Origin of the sequence: Streptomyces beigongshangae (assembly GCF_019710745.1) — a bacterium.
GTDB classification, from domain to species: Bacteria; Actinomycetota; Actinomycetes; order Streptomycetales; family Streptomycetaceae; genus Streptomyces; species Streptomyces beigongshangae.
In genome coordinates, this window is the sequence record NZ_JAHKJW010000069.1 from 1 (window position 1) to 15,042 (window position 15,042).

The 15,042-nt window shown below is 73.8% G+C and carries 13 protein-coding genes and 1 pseudogene; 7 read left to right on the top strand and 7 right to left on the bottom strand.

The genetic code is table 11. The annotated features are described in order from the left end of the window. Positions 1 to 258, bottom strand: a 258-nt coding sequence (locus KM933_RS33580; protein WP_260334555.1) for a MerR family transcriptional regulator, incomplete at its 3' end; no start/stop codon positions are given. A 367-nt stretch (positions 259 to 625) separates the two neighbouring features. Between KM933_RS33580 and KM933_RS33585 the strand changes: the two genes are divergently transcribed. The 3 genes from KM933_RS33585 (at position 626) to KM933_RS33595 (ending at position 3,392) form a co-directional block, all read left to right on the top strand. Then, positions 626 to 1,294 carry a sigma-70 family RNA polymerase sigma factor gene (locus KM933_RS33585; protein WP_221359648.1) on the top strand — a complete coding sequence of 223 codons (669 nt, stop codon included), beginning with the start codon at positions 626 to 628 and terminating at the stop codon, positions 1,292 to 1,294. A gap of 341 nt (positions 1,295 to 1,635) precedes the next feature. Next, positions 1,636 to 2,082 carry an SPW repeat protein gene (locus KM933_RS33590; protein ID WP_221359575.1) on the top strand — a complete coding sequence of 149 codons (447 nt, stop codon included), beginning with the start codon at positions 1,636 to 1,638 and terminating at the stop codon, positions 2,080 to 2,082. Between the two features lie 200 nt (positions 2,083 to 2,282). Further along, positions 2,283 to 3,392 (top strand): acyltransferase family protein, encoded by a 1,110-nt coding sequence (locus KM933_RS33595; RefSeq protein ID WP_308013631.1) that lies wholly within the window; start codon positions 2,283 to 2,285, stop codon positions 3,390 to 3,392. A gap of 66 nt (positions 3,393 to 3,458) precedes the next feature. On the opposite strand, the gene KM933_RS40420 is transcribed toward KM933_RS33595, so the two are convergent. Beyond that, complete coding sequence (locus KM933_RS40420) at positions 3,459 to 4,160, bottom strand: chaplin (RefSeq protein WP_221359578.1); 702 nt, start codon at positions 4,158 to 4,160, stop codon at positions 3,459 to 3,461. Positions 4,161 to 4,427: 267 nt separating this feature from the next. On the opposite strand from KM933_RS40420, the gene KM933_RS33605 reads away from it, so the two are divergent. The 3 genes and pseudogenes from KM933_RS33605 to KM933_RS33615 all read left to right on the top strand — a co-directional run bounded on the left by KM933_RS33605 (position 4,428) and on the right by KM933_RS33615 (position 9,062). After that, positions 4,428 to 6,059, top strand: coding sequence for an alpha/beta hydrolase (locus tag KM933_RS33605; protein ID WP_221359580.1), 1,632 nt, complete (start codon positions 4,428 to 4,430; stop codon positions 6,057 to 6,059). 82 nt (positions 6,060 to 6,141) lie between these two features. Then, entirely contained in the window at positions 6,142 to 7,236 is a 1,095-nt protein-coding gene (locus KM933_RS33610) for a baeRF3 domain-containing protein (protein WP_221359582.1), read from the top strand. Between the two features lie 324 nt (positions 7,237 to 7,560). Further along, a pseudogene (locus KM933_RS33615) lies at positions 7,561 to 9,062 on the top strand (PP2C family protein-serine/threonine phosphatase). Positions 9,063 to 9,117: 55 nt separating this feature from the next. Here KM933_RS33615 and KM933_RS33620 read toward each other — a convergent pair. Beyond that, positions 9,118 to 10,617 (bottom strand): DNA-binding protein NsdB, encoded by a 1,500-nt coding sequence (locus KM933_RS33620; RefSeq protein WP_221359584.1) that lies wholly within the window; start codon positions 10,615 to 10,617, stop codon positions 9,118 to 9,120. A gap of 232 nt (positions 10,618 to 10,849) precedes the next feature. Between KM933_RS33620 and KM933_RS33625 the strand changes: the two genes are divergently transcribed. Then, positions 10,850 to 11,992, top strand: coding sequence for an aminoglycoside phosphotransferase family protein (locus KM933_RS33625; RefSeq protein ID WP_221359586.1), 1,143 nt, complete (start codon positions 10,850 to 10,852; stop codon positions 11,990 to 11,992). A gap of 162 nt (positions 11,993 to 12,154) precedes the next feature. Here KM933_RS33625 and KM933_RS33630 read toward each other — a convergent pair whose 3' ends face one another. From KM933_RS33630 to KM933_RS33645, 4 genes are all read right to left on the bottom strand, one after another. After that, complete coding sequence (locus KM933_RS33630; RefSeq protein ID WP_221359650.1) at positions 12,155 to 13,003, bottom strand: ABC transporter permease; 849 nt, start codon at positions 13,001 to 13,003, stop codon at positions 12,155 to 12,157. Positions 13,004 to 13,014: 11 nt separating this feature from the next. Beyond that, positions 13,015 to 13,908: an ABC transporter ATP-binding protein gene (locus KM933_RS33635; protein WP_221359652.1), complete on the bottom strand. Its 894-nt coding sequence runs from the start codon at positions 13,906 to 13,908 to the stop codon at positions 13,015 to 13,017. 71 nt (positions 13,909 to 13,979) lie between these two features. Then, a complete protein-coding gene (locus KM933_RS33640; protein WP_221359588.1) occupies positions 13,980 to 14,333 on the bottom strand; it encodes a transcriptional regulator in 354 nt (117 codons plus the stop codon). Then, positions 14,330 to 14,851 carry a hypothetical protein gene (locus KM933_RS33645; RefSeq protein WP_308013632.1) on the bottom strand — a complete coding sequence of 174 codons (522 nt, stop codon included), beginning with the start codon at positions 14,849 to 14,851 and terminating at the stop codon, positions 14,330 to 14,332. Before KM933_RS33645 ends, KM933_RS33640 begins: the two co-directional genes overlap by 4 nt. Positions 14,852 to 15,042 lie beyond the last annotated feature (191 nt).

Sequence of the window (15,042 nt, forward strand, 5' to 3'; positions counted from 1 at the left end):
GGCTCCGTCCGCGGTGGGCGGGCCCTCGGCGGTCGCCGCGGCGGCGGCCCTCTCCCGCGCGGCGCGTGCCGCCTCGGCGGGCGGCACCCCCGCCGAGGTGAGCCGGCACATCGTCTCCAGCACCGCCACGTCCTGCGGCGTCCAGCGCCGGTGCCTGCCGTCGGCGCGGACCGCGGGTCCCACGCCGTAGCGGCGGTCCCAGGAGCGGAGCGTGGTCGGCGACACCCCCAGCCGCCGCGCCAGGCCCCCGGTCGTCATCCCCGTGCCGGCCGCCGCGGCCTCCCGCACGGCGGGCTCCGGGTACCCCGGTCCGCCCGTCGGCTCGTCCATGGGCCGACTATACGACGCAGAATCGACGCGGTTTGGCGCCTCGGTCCACCTGCTCCCACGATGGCGGCGACGGGGCGGGTCCGGGGGACGCCCCGCGCCGGCGCTCCCGGGTCCGTGCCCACACGGCCCGAAGAGCGGCGTACACGGTTCTCCCGTACGGCCGGGACGCCGTCGTCCGAGGCGAGGAGCGGTGAGCATGACCGGACAGGCGAGGCCCGAGCAGAGGGCCGTACGGCGGTCCGCACCGGCGCCCGCCGGGGCGCCCGGCCCCGCACCCGCGCCCGTACCCGCACGGATGTCCGAGCACCAGGCGGGCGCCCGGCGGGGCTCCGACGGCACGGCCCGCCCCGGGGTCCCCGCTGCGGGAGGGGCCGGCTCGGCCGCACGGGACACGCCCCCGCGGGGCCGGACGCGGGAGCCGCTCACCGACGAGGAACTGGCCCGGGGACTGGCGCGCGGCGACGAGTCCTGTCTGGCCGCCGCCCACGACAGGTGGTCGCCCCTGGTGCACAAACTGGCCCGGCGTGCCCTGGGCGACGACCGGGAGGCCGAGGACGTCGCCCAGCAGGTGTTCCTCGGCGTGTGGCGAGGCCGCCACGGCTACCGGCCCGAGCGCGGCACCCTCACCGGGTGGATCGTCGGCATCGCCAGGCGCAAGATCGCCGACGCGCTGGCGGCCCGGACGCGCCGCGCCGAGCTCGTCGCCTCCGCGGGAGCCGTCCTGCTGCTCGCCGGCCCCGCGGACGGACGGACCGAGTCCGTCCTCGACCGGGTACTGGTGGGGCGCGAGCTGGCCAGACTGCCCGCCACCCAGCGACGGATCCTGCGTCTGGCCTTCTACGAGGACCTCACCCAGACGCAGATCGCCCGGCGCACGGGCCTGCCGCTGGGGACGGTCAAGAGCCATGCCCGCCGGGGGCTGCACCAGCTGCGCCACCGTCTGCGCCACGAAACGACCGGCTGAGGCGGCCGTCCGGGGCCGGTCACCGGTCCCGGACGGCGGAGCGACGCGGACGGCGGAGCGACGGGGAACCCGCGTACGACGGTCGTACATCTATCCGATGCACGACCGATGCGGGTCTCCACGCCGCCGCGCGTCGCACCGGTCCCCTCCCGGGACGGTCGGCGATCCCGGGAGGGGACACCGGACGGGCCTCGTCGTTCCGCCCGGCGACTCCGGCCACGTCCTCACCATTACACATAAAGAGGAAATAAGGGCAGAATATAGACACGCGGCGTCCACCGCACACCGCACCGTCGCGGTCGGGCCTGCAGAGACACCTGCAGAGACAAAGGAGTCAAGTCATGGCCAACGTCTCGAACACCAGAGGTGACATCAGCAGTCACCCCGATGTACCCGAGATGCGGGATCGCTACGCCCGCATGCTCGGTGGTCGCGATGTGGCGCTCGTGGACGGACCGGTGTTCCTGCTCGGTCTGTACTGCGCCGCATCCCCGTGGATCCTCCACTACACCACCAGTCAGCCCGCCCTCGTGGTGCACAACCTCATCGTGGGCATCGCCATCGGCGTGCTGGCTCTCGGCTTCACCACCGCACCGGCCCGGATGTACGGCCTGAGCTGGGCGATGTGCGCGATGGGCGTCTGGATGATCATCGCACCGTGGATCGTGGGCAACCGTCCCGACGCCGGTGTCGTGCTCAACAACATCGTCATCGGCGCCCTGACCCTGCTGCTGGGACTCGTGTGCGCGGGCGCCGCGATGAGGACGAAGAGCACGCCACGGGCGTAGCCGGACGCCTGTACGGGTGAGGACCGCCGGCCGGCCCGCGACGCGCGGGCCGGCCGGCGCCTCGGACACCCGGCCGTCGACGGGCCGGGCACGCGTCCTTGGCCGTCCGGTCCGGTCCGCGAACGCGGGACAGGACTGAGCCGTACATGAGGGGGCAGGCGGGGGTGATCGGCCCACCGCCGTCGAGGCCAGGAGATGTGGTGTCGCACGATCCGTCCGCCCCCGCGCCCGCCGCGCCACGGGAACACCCGGCCGGGAATCCGGCCAGGACTCCGGCCGCGCCCGCGCCCGCGCTCCGGGACCCCTTCTTCGACAACGCGAAGTACCTCGTCATCGTGCTGGTGGCCTGTGGTCACGCCTGGGAGCCCCTGACCGGCGGGAGCCGGTTCGCGACCGCCGCGTACCTCACCGTCTACGCCTTCCACATGCCCGCGTTCGCGCTCGTCTCGGGGTACTTCTCGCGGAGTTTCGACATGGCGCCCGACCGGGTGCGCCGGCTGCTGACGGGCGTCGTCGTCCCGTACCTGGTCTTCGAGACCGCGTACACCCTCTTCTACCGCTGGGCGCAGGACGATCCCGGCTATCCGCTCAGTCTGCTGGACCCCTGGTACGTGATGTGGTTCCTGGTCGCGCTCTTCGTCTGGCGGCTGACCACCCCCGTCTGGCTGACACTGCGCCACCCCGTGCCGGTCGCGCTCGGACTCGCCGTGCTCGCCGCCGTGTCACCGGACCTGGGCGGGGAGATCTCGATCCAGCGGGTGCTGGGGTTCCTGCCGTTCTTCGTGCTGGGCCTGACACTGCGCGCCGAGCACTTCGAGCGGCTGCGGACGTGGCGCGTACGGCTGCTCGCACTGCCGGTGGGCGGGGCGGCGCTCCTCACCGCGTACGCGGTGGCGCCCTGGTTCGGCGCCGGGTGGCTCTACCACCGGGGCAGCGTCACGGGCCAGGGCGCGCCGGCCTGGGCGGGACTGCTCACCACTCCGGCCCTGTTCTGCCTGGCGCTGCTCCTGACGGCCTGCTTCCTGTCCTGGGTGCCCGGGCGCCGCCTGTGGTGCACCGCGCTGGGCGCGGGGACGATGTACGGCTACCTGCTGCACGGTTTCGTCATCAAGGCATCGCGCTTCTGGGACTGGTACGACCATGCCTGGGTGCACACCGCGTACGGCCGCCTGACCGTCACCGCGGCGGCCGCGGGGCTCATCACCGCGCTGTGCTCCGGCCCGGTCCGCTCGGTCTTCCGGTGCGTCGTCGAGCCGCGCATGGACTGGATGTTCGTCCGGCGGGAGCACGGCACGCCGGCCGGCCGGTGAGCCGCCCCCACCGGCTCCACCGGCCCCACCGGCCGCAGCCGGTGGGGTCTTCCCCTCCGTCCCCGGTCAGCCCTCGGAACGCCGTACGGCGGCGGACCGGAAGCGGCGGTACAGGACGGCTCCGCCCAGCATCAGCGCGGCGCTCGCGGCGACCGTCGGGCCCATCGGCTGCGAACCGGTGTCGGCGAGGGAGACCCGGGTGCCGCCCTGGGGCCGCGGTCGCGGCGCCTCACGCTCTCCCGGCTCCTCCGGTTCGGCCGGTTCGGCCGGTTGCGACGGCTTCGCGGGGTGCTTCGGCGGCGGGACCGGCTTCGGCTCGGACGGCGTGACCGGCTCCTGCGGACGCTCGCCGGACGTGTTCGAGGACTCGTTGCCGAAGACGGGGTTGCCGATGCCGACGACGTTCACCGAGTTGCCCGTGACGTTCACCGGCAGATCGACGGGGAGCTGCACCCCGTTGCCCGAGACCAGTCCCGGTGAATCCGTCTCGACGGCGTCGGCGGCGGCCCCGGCGGAACCCCCGTGGCCGCCCTCGTTGGCGCACCTGTTGCCCGCCGCGGGGTTGAGGAGCCCGACCACGTTCACGGTGTTCCCGCACGCGTTCACCGGGACGTGCACCGGGAGCTGAAGGGTGTTGCCCGAGATCACCCCGGGAGAGTGGGCCGCGGCACCGTCGGCCGTGGAGTCCGCGTGCGCCGGCATCACCATGCCCACGGCGCCGGAGGCGGCGGCCGCGATGATCAAACCATTTCGGGCAACCCGCTTCATGAGGTTCCCTGCCTTCCAGACGTGGTCGCGGGACACTCGCCCGCACCCTTGGAACGCGGGCGGAGCACGCAGGTTATGGGGCATCCGCCGTTCACCCTCCTTCGGGCGGTCACGGACCGAAGCGGCGTTCGAACGGTTCGGTCCGGTGGCGCGACGGCGGAAAGGACGGTAGGGGGCAGCTCGCCGGGAGGCGTGGCCGCGGAGGCCGCCTTATCGTGATCGAGGGGGAATCCCCGGCCGCGGCCGGGGCGTCCCGGGAGGCCTGTGATGCTGTCGACGCACCAACGCCGCGCCTTCGTCTGCGCCACGGCGCTGGCCCTGCTGGGGGCCGGGCTGCCGTCGGTGGCCGCGGCCGCCGACGAACGACCCGACCTGTCCCGTTTCCACGATCAGGAGATCACCTGGTCGGCCTGCCCGGGCGACGGACTGCCCGAGGGCCTGCAGTGCGGGAAGGTGACCGTTCCCCTCGACTACGCGGACCCCGCAGCCGGGACGCTCGACCTGGCCATGGCCAGGTTCGGGGCGACCGGCGGATCCCGGGGTTCGGTGGTGCTGAACTTCGGCGGACCCGGCGGCCCGGGAGTCGCCGAACTCTCGGGCGGCGGGGCGGACTTCATGGGTCTCACGAACGGCTACGACGTGGTCGCCTTCGACCCGCGCGGCGTCGGCCGGAGCTCCCCCGTCAGCTGCGGCGACGCCATGTACGCCGACGACCCCGAGCCCGGCGCGGACACGGAACCCGACCCGGCGGAGCAGGAGGAAGGGCAGGGACAGGAGCAGGGGCAGGAGCAGGGGCAGGAGGCGGACTCCGGTGACGATCCGCGGGCCGCTCTCGAGGTGCTGCGGAAGGTCGCCGCGGAATGCGCCGAGCACTCCGGGCCGGTGATGGACCACATCGGTACGGTCGACGCCGCGCGCGACCTGGACGTGATGCGCGCGGCCCTGGGCGACGAGAAGCTCAACTACCTCGGCTTCTCGTACGGAACGCGCCTGGGCGCGGTGTACGCGGCCCAGTTCCCGGAGAGGACCGGCCGCATGGTCCTCGACGGCGTGGACACCCTCACCGAACCCCTGAGCGAGCAGGGTCTCGCCGGCGCGCGGGGCCAGCAGACCGCTCTGGAGGACTTCCTCGACTGGTGCACGCGGGACATCGGCTGCGCCTTCGGCCAGGACTCCCGCTCGGCCCGGGAGGAGGTGGTCCGGCTGATCGGCTCGCTGGACGAGGACCCGGTGCCGTCGGACTTCGGCATACCCTTCTCCGGCCAGGACCTGGTCGGCGCCATAGGGCAGGCCCTCTACAGCAAGGACCTGTGGCCGGCGCTCTCGCAGGCACTCACCTCGCTGGTCCGGGACGGGGACACCCGGGGCATCATGGGCTTCTCCGCCGGCGGCGGCGCGGTCCCCGGCGTCGGGGACGGGGGCGGGGACGGGGGCCTCGTCGACGAGGGGGACGTGCCCTTCGACAACCTCCCGGCCGCGCTGATGGCCGTCAACTGCGCCGACGACCCCGACCGCCCCGGCGCCGACCGGATCATCGCGGACATGGACAGGCTGCGCGCCGAGTACGAGCGGGCGTCACCGGTCTTCGGCCGGTACCGGCTCGCCGAGGCCCTGATGTGCTTCGGCCGTCCCCGGGGCACCTCGTACATCCGCGAGGAGGTGCGGGACGTCGACACGCCGAAGATGCTCCTGGTCGGTACCCGCGGCGACCCGGCGACCCCGTACCGCTGGACCACGCAGACCGCGGACCGGCTCGGCCCGGCGGCCGTCGTCCTCGACAACAAGGGCCAGGGCCACACCGGTTACTCCTCCTCGAAGTGCGTGCACCGGAAGGTCGACGACTTCCTGCTGTACGGGCGGCTGCCGGCCGACGGCAGTTCGTGCGGCTCGGAGGAGTGAGCCGCACACGGGCGGATCGCGCCCTCCGCCCGATCGGGCCTCCCCGCGTGCCGCCGCGCCGATCCGGTCGTACGGTGCGTTCATGGAGCACCGTCTGAGTTCCGCGTCCCTCACCGAGCTGCGCCGGCCCCGGCCCTATCCGGCGGTGTCGGTGCTGACGCCGACCCACCGCCGGGGGCCGGACAGCGCGCAGGATCCCGTCCGGCTGCGCAATGTGATCGCCGAGGCGAAGAAGCGGCTGGAGGACGACCCCGCGGTCACCCGTGAGCGGCGGACGGACGTCGTCGCGCAGCTCGAACAGGCGCTGGCCGAGGTGGATCTGAGCCGCGCCGAGGACGGCCTCGCGATCTTCGCGGCCCCCGGGGAGCACCAGGTGTGGTCGCTGGCCCGGACGGTTCCGGAACGTGTCGTCCTCTCCGACACGTTCCTGACCCGCAACCTCGTCGCCGCGCGGGCCGCCGAGAACCCGTTCTGGGTGCTCACGGTCTCCGCCGACCGGATCGCGCTGTGGAGCGGCGGTGCGGGACATGTCGTCGAGGCCCGTACGGCGGGGTTCCCGCTGACACGGAGCCTGGACAGTCCGGACTTCGAGCGCAGGGAACGCCTCGGCGACGTGCCGAGCACCTTCAGCGACGAGCACACGCGCCGCTTCCTGCGGGACGGCGACACCGCTCTCGCCGGTGTCCTGCGCGCCGTCCCGCGTCCCGTGTACGTCGCCGGCGACCAGGCCGCGCTCGCGCTCCTCGCCGAGGTCGGCACCGCGACCGGGGACGCCGTGCACGTGCCGCACGGCGGTCTCGGACACGCGGGGGCCGATGCGGTGTGGCAGGCGGTGGGTCCGCTGGTCGCGGCCGAGGACCTCAGGCGCATCGACAGCGTGACGATCGAACTCGACCACGCCAGGAGCCGCCGGGAGTACGCGGCGGGCGTCGACGAGGTGTGGCAGAACGCGACGGCCGGCCGGGTCCGCCTGCTGGCCGTCGAGGAGAACCACCGCGTGACGGTGCGTGACGACGGCGACCACCTCGTACCCGCCGACGGCGACGACCTGGACGCCCGGGACGACATCGTGGACGAGATCGTCGAGCAGTGCCTGGACACCGGCGCGGAGGTCCGCTTCGTCCCGGACGGCACCCTGGCCGAGGCCGAGGGCATCGCGGGAGTGCTGCGCTACTGAGCACGCGGGGCCCGCGCCCGCACGCCCCGGCGGACCGGCCGGGGCGAGCCCGGAAAACCGCACACAGGTCTCACGAACGTACGCCCGGCAGGGCGGTCCGACATCATGGCCGGTGCACCGACCCGGCCGGTTGCGCTACGACCCGGGCCCGGGGGCGGATACCGGAATCGTCCTGATGACAGCCGTCGCCAGGACTGCGGCACATGTCGGGGGCACCCCCGGGCCGTGTGTCGCCAAACCCCTTACAGCGCGTCGCGGGCTGTGCAACAGTCGTAGCGGTCCTTCCTCTGTCTTGGTCGTACCGTGCCTGTATCGGAGTACGTCATGCCGTCCCACCGCCCGGCGGACCACCCCGCCGCCCAGCCGCCCCCGTGCGGCCCGGTCGACGCGCTCATCTCGCAGACGCGCCGGCTGCGGGGCGACATGGACGCCGTACGGCGTGACGCGCCGGCCGACGGCACGGACCCGGAGGGACGCTGGCAGCGCGCCCTGTGCGACCTGGCGGTGCACCAACTCGACGACCTCGACGCCCACCTGGCGCAGCTGAGGGACGGCCCGCCGCCCGCGCCCGCCGAGGACGGGGCGGCGCCGCCCGGGCGGGGCTCCCTGCTCAGCCGGGTCGGCAGTGCCGAGTGGAACCTGCTGACGGACGAGGTGAGCTGGTCGGCCGAGCTCTACCAGATCCTCGGCCGGCCCCCCGCCGCCCCCGCGCTCACCCTCGACGAACTGCCCTCCGTCGTCCTGGACGAGGACCGTCCGGGGCTCACGGCGATGGTCACGGACTGCCTGGTCGACGGCAAGCGGATCGACGGGGAGTTCCGCGTGCTCCGGCCGGAGGGCGGCGTACGGACCGTGCACATCATGGGCGAGCCCGTGCTCGACGCGGACGGCAGCACCGCCTCGATGTGGGCCGTGCTGCGCGATGTCAGCGAGTTGCGGCGCAACCAGCGGACCGTCGGCGAGACCCGTGACTCACTGCGGCTCCGGCGGCACGAGGCGCGGACCGAGCACCGCCTCGCGGTCGAGCTGCAGGAGGCCGTCCTGTCCCCGTGGCGCGGCTCCCCGCTGCTCCCCCGGCAGGGCACGGGCGCCCTCGACGTGGCCGCCCGCTGTCTGCCCTCCTCGGTCGGCGCGCTCATCGGCGGCGACTGGTGCGACGCCCTCGAACTGCCCGACCGGGACACGCTCCTGAGCGCGGGCGACCTCACCGGCCACGGGATCGCGGTCACCTCGGGCATGACGATGCTGCTCGGCGCACTGCGCGGCATGGCCGTGGCGGGCACGGAGCCCGGCCGGCTGCTGACCTGGCTCAACCAGTTGCTCGACGCCTCGGCCCAGCCGGCCCTGGGCAGCGCGGTGTGCTGCCGCTACCGCCCGGAGAGCCGGACCCTCCTCTGGGCGCAGGCGGGACACCCCGCCCCCCTGCTGTTCCGNCGGAGAGCCGGACCCTCCTCTGGGCGCAGGCGGGACACCCCGCCCCCCTGCTGTTCCGCGACGGGACGGGGAGCGTGCTGGCTCCGCCGGACGGCGTCCTGCTCGGCGCCACCCCGGGTGTCGTGTACGGGCAGGCCGAGGAGCCGCTCGAACCGGGCGACCTGCTGCTCCTGCACACCGACGGGCTGGTTCCGCCGCGACGGGGTCCCCACCGCCCGGACGTGGCGGGCGGCGGGGAGGGGACCCCGTCCGTCGGCCGCCTCCTCGGCCTGGCCCCGCGCTTCCACGGGGCCCGTACCGCACAGGACTGCGTACGGGCGGTGGTGGAGGAGTTCGGCGGGACGGAACGCGCGGACGACGCCTGTGTGCTCGTCGCCCGGGTCGTCACCTGAAGGCCCGTGCGCGTCGTCCGTGAGGGGACGCGCCGGTGCCGGCGCACGGACCTCCCTAGGCCCGCGCGCTGTTGCCGCCCCGGGACTTCAGCGCGTTCCTGGGCATGGACAGTTTGATCTCCTCCCGCAGATCGTGGATCTTCGGATAGCTGGAGTACTGGCCCGTCAGCCGGTACATCTCACGGAGCCGGTCCCAGGTGCGGTGGGACGAGTTCGACCCCATCGACGTCAGCGCCAGCCGTGCGTACCGGTCGGCCTGCTCGGGGTCGTCGGCGATGAAGCAGGCCGAGGCGAGCGAGATGTGGTCGAAGATCTTCGACCGGTCCCGGCCCTTCGCCCGGAGCGCCAGCGCCTCCTTGGCGTGGCGCTGCGCGACGGCCGCCGCGTCCGGGTCGTGCTCCGCGAGCGTCCGGTAGGCCAGGGCCTGCATCCCGTGCATGTCCGCCTCGTCGAACAGCTGCATCCAGCTCGGCGGAGGCACGTCGCTCCGGTCCGAGACGAACAGTTCCTCCGCCTCGCCCAGCGTGCGCCGCATGGCCTGGGCCTTGCCCATCGACGCCTGCGCCCATGCCTCGATGGTGCAGAGCATGGCCCGCGTGCGGGGCAGCACCTCGTCGCCGGAGCCCGACTTGGCGAGCTTCATGAGGTCGAGTGCGTCGTCGGGCCGGCCGAGGTGCACCATCTGACGGGCCGCTCTGGAGAGCGCCTCGCCCGCACGGGGCCGGTCACCGCCTTCCCGGGCCGCGTGCGCGGCGATGACGAAGTACTTCTGCGCCGTGGGCTCCAGGCCGACGTCGTGCGACATCCAGCCCGCCAGGACGGCGAGGTTGGCGGCGACGCCCCACAGGCGCCGCTGCAGATGGTCGGGGTGCCGGTAGGAGAGCATGCCTCCCACCTCGTTGAGCTGTCCCACGACGGCCTTGCGCTGCAGCCCGCCGCCGCGGGCCGCGTCCCAGGCCCGGAACACCTCGACGGAGCGCTCCAGTTCCTCGATCTCCTGCGACCCGATGGGGGCGGCCTCGTAGCGGTCGAACCCGGCGGGGTCGGCGTGCAGGGGATGGTCGATGTCGGGGGCGTCGGCCGCGAGGGCCGGATCGCTGTGCAGCCAGTCGTGCATGGAACTGCTGAGTGTGGATCCTGCGGCGAGCGCGGCGCCCGCGCCCACCAAGCCGCGTCGGTTGAGCATGAGGTCCATTCCCGTGAATTCGGTGAGGACCGCGGCCGTCCGCTCGGGCGCCCACGGCACGCCGTCGGGATGTTCCGCACCCCCGCCGTCCTGCCGTCTTCCCGCGCGCCCGCGACGGACCAGACCGAGGTCCTCGATGGTCACGACACGGCCGAGACGCTCGGTGAACAGGGCTGCCAGCACCCGCGGCACCGGATCGCGTGGGACCTCTCCCATGTCGATCCACCGCCGCACCCGGGAGGTGTCCGTCGCCAGCTGGGGGTGGCCCATGGCCGCCGCCTGCCGGTTGACCAGTCTCGCGAGTTCGCCCTTGGACCAGCCGGCCAGGCCGAACAGGTCCGACAGTCGGGTGTTGGGTTGTCCGCTCACGTCAAGCCCCCAGGTTCTCGGCTGAGTTGACAGTAACCGGCCACCAGGTGCCGAGCGACTATTCGCCAGGGTTCGCCAGGGCACGCCAGATGGTGTGCCAGTGGGCGAAAGGTGTCAGGTAGGAACGCGCCACCCCGACCCGGTCGCCGAGGGACATTCCCCAGGGTGCCCCAGGGCGGCCGGGGCGGGCAGCGCGGCAACTCGTCGGCACACGAAGGGATCTGTTTCGCCCATGTACACAGCATCATCCCCCGTGTCCGCCCCATCCCGGTCGCTGCACGCCCGCCCGGTCGGCGGCGGCCCCTACCTCGACCCCACCCGCCCGGCATCGGCTCCCGTCCTCGGTGCCGGGCGGCCGCGGCGCGTGCCGGGGCTCGGCGCGCCACCGCTCAGCGGGAGAATCGACCTGTCCGGCCCCCAGGGCGCCCAACTGCGCACGGCGATCGCGTCGGTGCACCGGATCTGCCCGGAGTTCGCCCCGGTCCAGGTGCTGCGCCGCAGCGGACGGTCCGTGCTCCTCGTCGGGACGACGGGACGCAGCACCGCCGTGGCCAAGTGCACACTGGACCACTCCCCGGTGTGGGCCGAGCGGATCCGGCACGAAATAGCGGTATACCGCTCGTTCGTGCGGCACCGCCCGCCGGTGCGGGTGCCGCGCCTGATCGCAGCGGACCCGGACAACTGCACCCTGGTGATCGAGCGGATGCCGGGACGGGTGGCGGCACTGCACCGGCATCCCGCCGAGGCGCCGCCCCGCGCGGACATCAGGGCGGCGCTCGGCGCGATCTGCCGGCTCAACGCGTGGCGTCCGCCGGCGGGGACGTTCGACGCCCCCCTGGACTACGCCGCCCGGATCTCCCGCTACCACGAGCTGGGGCTGCTCACCGACCGGGACATGGGAGACCTGCAGAAACTGCTCCACGGGATCGCGCACTCGGCCGGCCGCCAGGGCATGGGCCAGTTCTGCCACGGCGACGCCCTCCTGTCGAACATGCTCCTCTCACCGGCCGGTCCGGTGCTGGTGGACTGGGAGCACGCCGGCTGGTACCTGCCGGGGTACGACCTGGCGACGCTGTGGGCGGTCCTGGGGGACGCGCCGGGCGCCCGACGGCAGATCAGCCAGCTCGCCCAGTCGGCGGGGCCCGCGGCGCGCGACGCGTTCCTGGTGAACCTGATGCTGGTCCTCACCCGGGAGATCCGTACGTACGAGACAGCCGTGCAGCGTTCGATGCACGAGTCGGCCCCGACGCCACCGGGCCCGCCCCACCCGGGCGCCGCGCCGTCCGGTGAGGAACAGCGGCTGCTGCTGAGGCGGCTGCACGACGACTGCCAGCTGGCCCGCAGGGCCGTTCGCGCGGCGGTCGGTACTCGCTGACGTCGGTACGTCGGGTACGTCGGGTACGTCGGTACTCACTGACGGGGACAGCGGCCCGCGGTGCGCCCAGGGACAGCGGCGCACCGCGGGCCTTCGTCGTGTCCGGGCGCCCCGCCGGCCGTCTCCCGGACCGACCGTCCCCTCGCCCGGCCGCCCGGCCGCCTACGTCGGTGCGCCGCTCCGTGCCGCCTTCTCGTGGCGCGCGGACAGCCGGGAGCCGGACTCTCGGCGGGCGGCGCGGCGCAGGAGGGGCACGGCGAGGAGGAACCCGAGGACCGCCCAGGCGGTCAGGACCAGGGCGACCATGGGCAGTTCCCAGGAGCCGGCCACCTCCGCGGTCCGCGCCGTGTCGGGGAGCAGCGCCGAACGCAGGCCCTGCGCCATCCACTTCAGCGGGAAGACCGCCGCCACCTGCTGGACCGGCACGGACATCGAGGTGATCGGGATCATCGTCCCGGAGATGAACAGCAGCCCCATCGTCGGCAGCATGATCAGGGCCAGCGCCTCGCGGGGGTTGGGCAGGACCGCTCCGACCGCCGCGCCCAGGGGTACGACGGCGAGCAGTCCGAGCGTGGTCACCCACGCCAGCGTCAGCCAGTCGCCCGGCCCGTGCGGCAGCGGCCCGTCCACCAGCAGCGCCCCGGCCGCCAGGAGCAGGACCAGGGTGCCGACCGCCAGGGCGACCACCAGCAGGCACTTGGCGACGAGGTAGGCCGGTATCCCGCCGGGGGTGGCGCGCAGCCGCAGCAGGGTGCCCTCCTCCCGCTCGGTCACGAGTATCTGCGGGAGGTTGATCATCCCGACCTGGAACAGCAGATAGGCGGCGAAGCCCGCCAGCAGCAGATGGGCCATGGGGGTCCGGGTGCCGGGCACGTCGTCACCGACGAAACCGGCGACGAGCAGCGCGACGACCACGTTGCTCAGATGGCTCGCCATCTCCTTGCCGTTGCGCAGGAGGTGGCGCAGTTCGATGCCGCCGCGCTGGAACCCCGCGCGCAGCGCGTTCCTCATGGGTGTCTCCGTCATACGACGTGCGCCTCCTCGTCCGTGCCCGTGCCCGTGCCCGTGTTCATGTCCGTGCCCGTGCCCGGGTCCGCGCCGTCGGCCTCCCGGTGCACCATGTGCAGGTAGGTGTCCTCCAGCGTGGGGCGGCGGACCTCCAGGCCGGCGATCGGGCCGTCCGCCCGCCGGTGGAGTTCCCAGACCAGCCGTGAGGGGTCCTCGGTGCGTTCGCGGCGGGGCGTCCCGTCGTCGGCCGTCCAGCGGACCTCGGCCCGGGCGGCGGCCCGTCCGGCCAGTTCCGCGGGCGTGCCGCAGGCCCGGATGCGGCCGCCGACCATCATGGCGATCCGGTCGGCGAGCCGTTCGGCCTCCACCAGGTCGTGGGTGGTGAGCAGGACGGTGACGCCCTCGTCGCGGGCCAGGCGGTCGACCAGGGCGTGGAACTCGTGCCGCGCCTCGGGGTCGAAGCCGGTGGTCGGCTCGTCCAGGAAGAGCAGTTCGGGGCGGCCGACGATGCCGAGCGCGACGTCCAGCCGCCGGCGCTGCCCGCCGGACAGCCGCTCCACCGGCCGGCCGGCCTGGTCGGTGAGACCGACCAGGGCCAGCAGTTCGGCCGGGTCGCGCGGGTCGGCGTAGTACGTGGCGAAGTGCGTCAGCAGCTCGCCGACCCGCCAGCGGCGGTGGTCGCGCCAGGACTGCAGGACCAGTCCGATCCGGCTGCGCCACGCGTCGTCGCCCCGCTCCGGGTCCGTGCCGAGGACGCTCACCTCACCGGCGGACCGCCGCCGGAAGCCTTCGAGGATCTCGACCGTGGTGGTCTTGCCCGCACCGTTGGGTCCGAGCAGCGCGAAGACCTCGCCGTGGTGGATGTCCAGGTCGACGCCGTGCAGGACGTCGAGGTCGCCGTACGTCATCCGCACGTCGCGCGCGTGGACGACGGGCCGGGCGGGTGTCCGCCTCGGTGTCGTCGTGCTGTCCCCGAGTGTCACAGTGCTGCCCCCGAATCGTGTCGCTGCAGTGCCGGTGACTGTGCCTGCGTCGTGGGACCGGCGCCCTCGACGATCGCCCGGAGCGCCGCGACGTGCCCCTCGAAGGCGGTGCGGCCGCGGTCCGTCAGCCGCACCCGGGTACGCCGCCCGCGGCCGCCGCCCTCCTTGTGGAGCTCCAGGTATCCGGCCTCCTCCAGGGTGTGCAGCTGTTTGGAGAGCGCGGAGTCGCTGAGCGAGAGGCTGTCGCGGACGAACGCGAAGTCCGCCCATTCGGTGGCGGCGAGCAGGGCGACCACCGACAGCCGGGTGGTGGGGTGGATCAGTTCGTCGAAGCCGGCGGGGATGCTCATCGGCCCGCCTCCGCGTCCGCCGCCCGCGCGCCCGGCGCCTGTGCGCCGCGCTCCCGCACCGCCCCGGCCGCCCAGCGGTTCGCCGGTCCGGCGAACAGCAGGAACACCGCCGCCGAGACCGTGGCCTGGACCAGGCTGCCCGTCATCGGCGCCAGGGGTTCCACCAGGCGGCCGGAGACCAGGGCCGTCCCGCCGGTCAGCACCGCCCCGGCGGCGAAGGCGGCGGCCGTGCGGCGGGGGTACCGGGTGCGGTGCAGTCTGACCCGGCTCCGGCGGTCGTGAAGCGCGGCCAGCGCGCCCAGCAGCACGGCGTACCCGGCGCAGAGCAGCCCCAGGTCCCATCCGGCCGGGTCCAGCCCGAGACAGACGAGGAAGACCCACATGAGCAGGGCCGTGGCCCGCAGGCTCCCCCGGCCGTCCGTGGCGGACCGCTCGACCTCGTCGTACACCCGTTCCTGCGGCACGCGGATGCGCTGCAGGTCGTTCCATGCCTGTTCGGCGTCCATCGGCGCGTTCACAGCCCCTGCCCTCCCGTCCCGTTCTATTTTCCCACCAGGAAAGTTATCTTCTGCTTTCCCGATGGGCAAGTCGACGGCCTGCCGGTGCGGGGCCGTCGGCGCCGCGGTCGCCGTCACCGGCCGAAGGGCACCGCCACCGGGCACGATTGACGGATGCCCGGAGAGCCGGTAGCACTGATCCGCACCCGCCC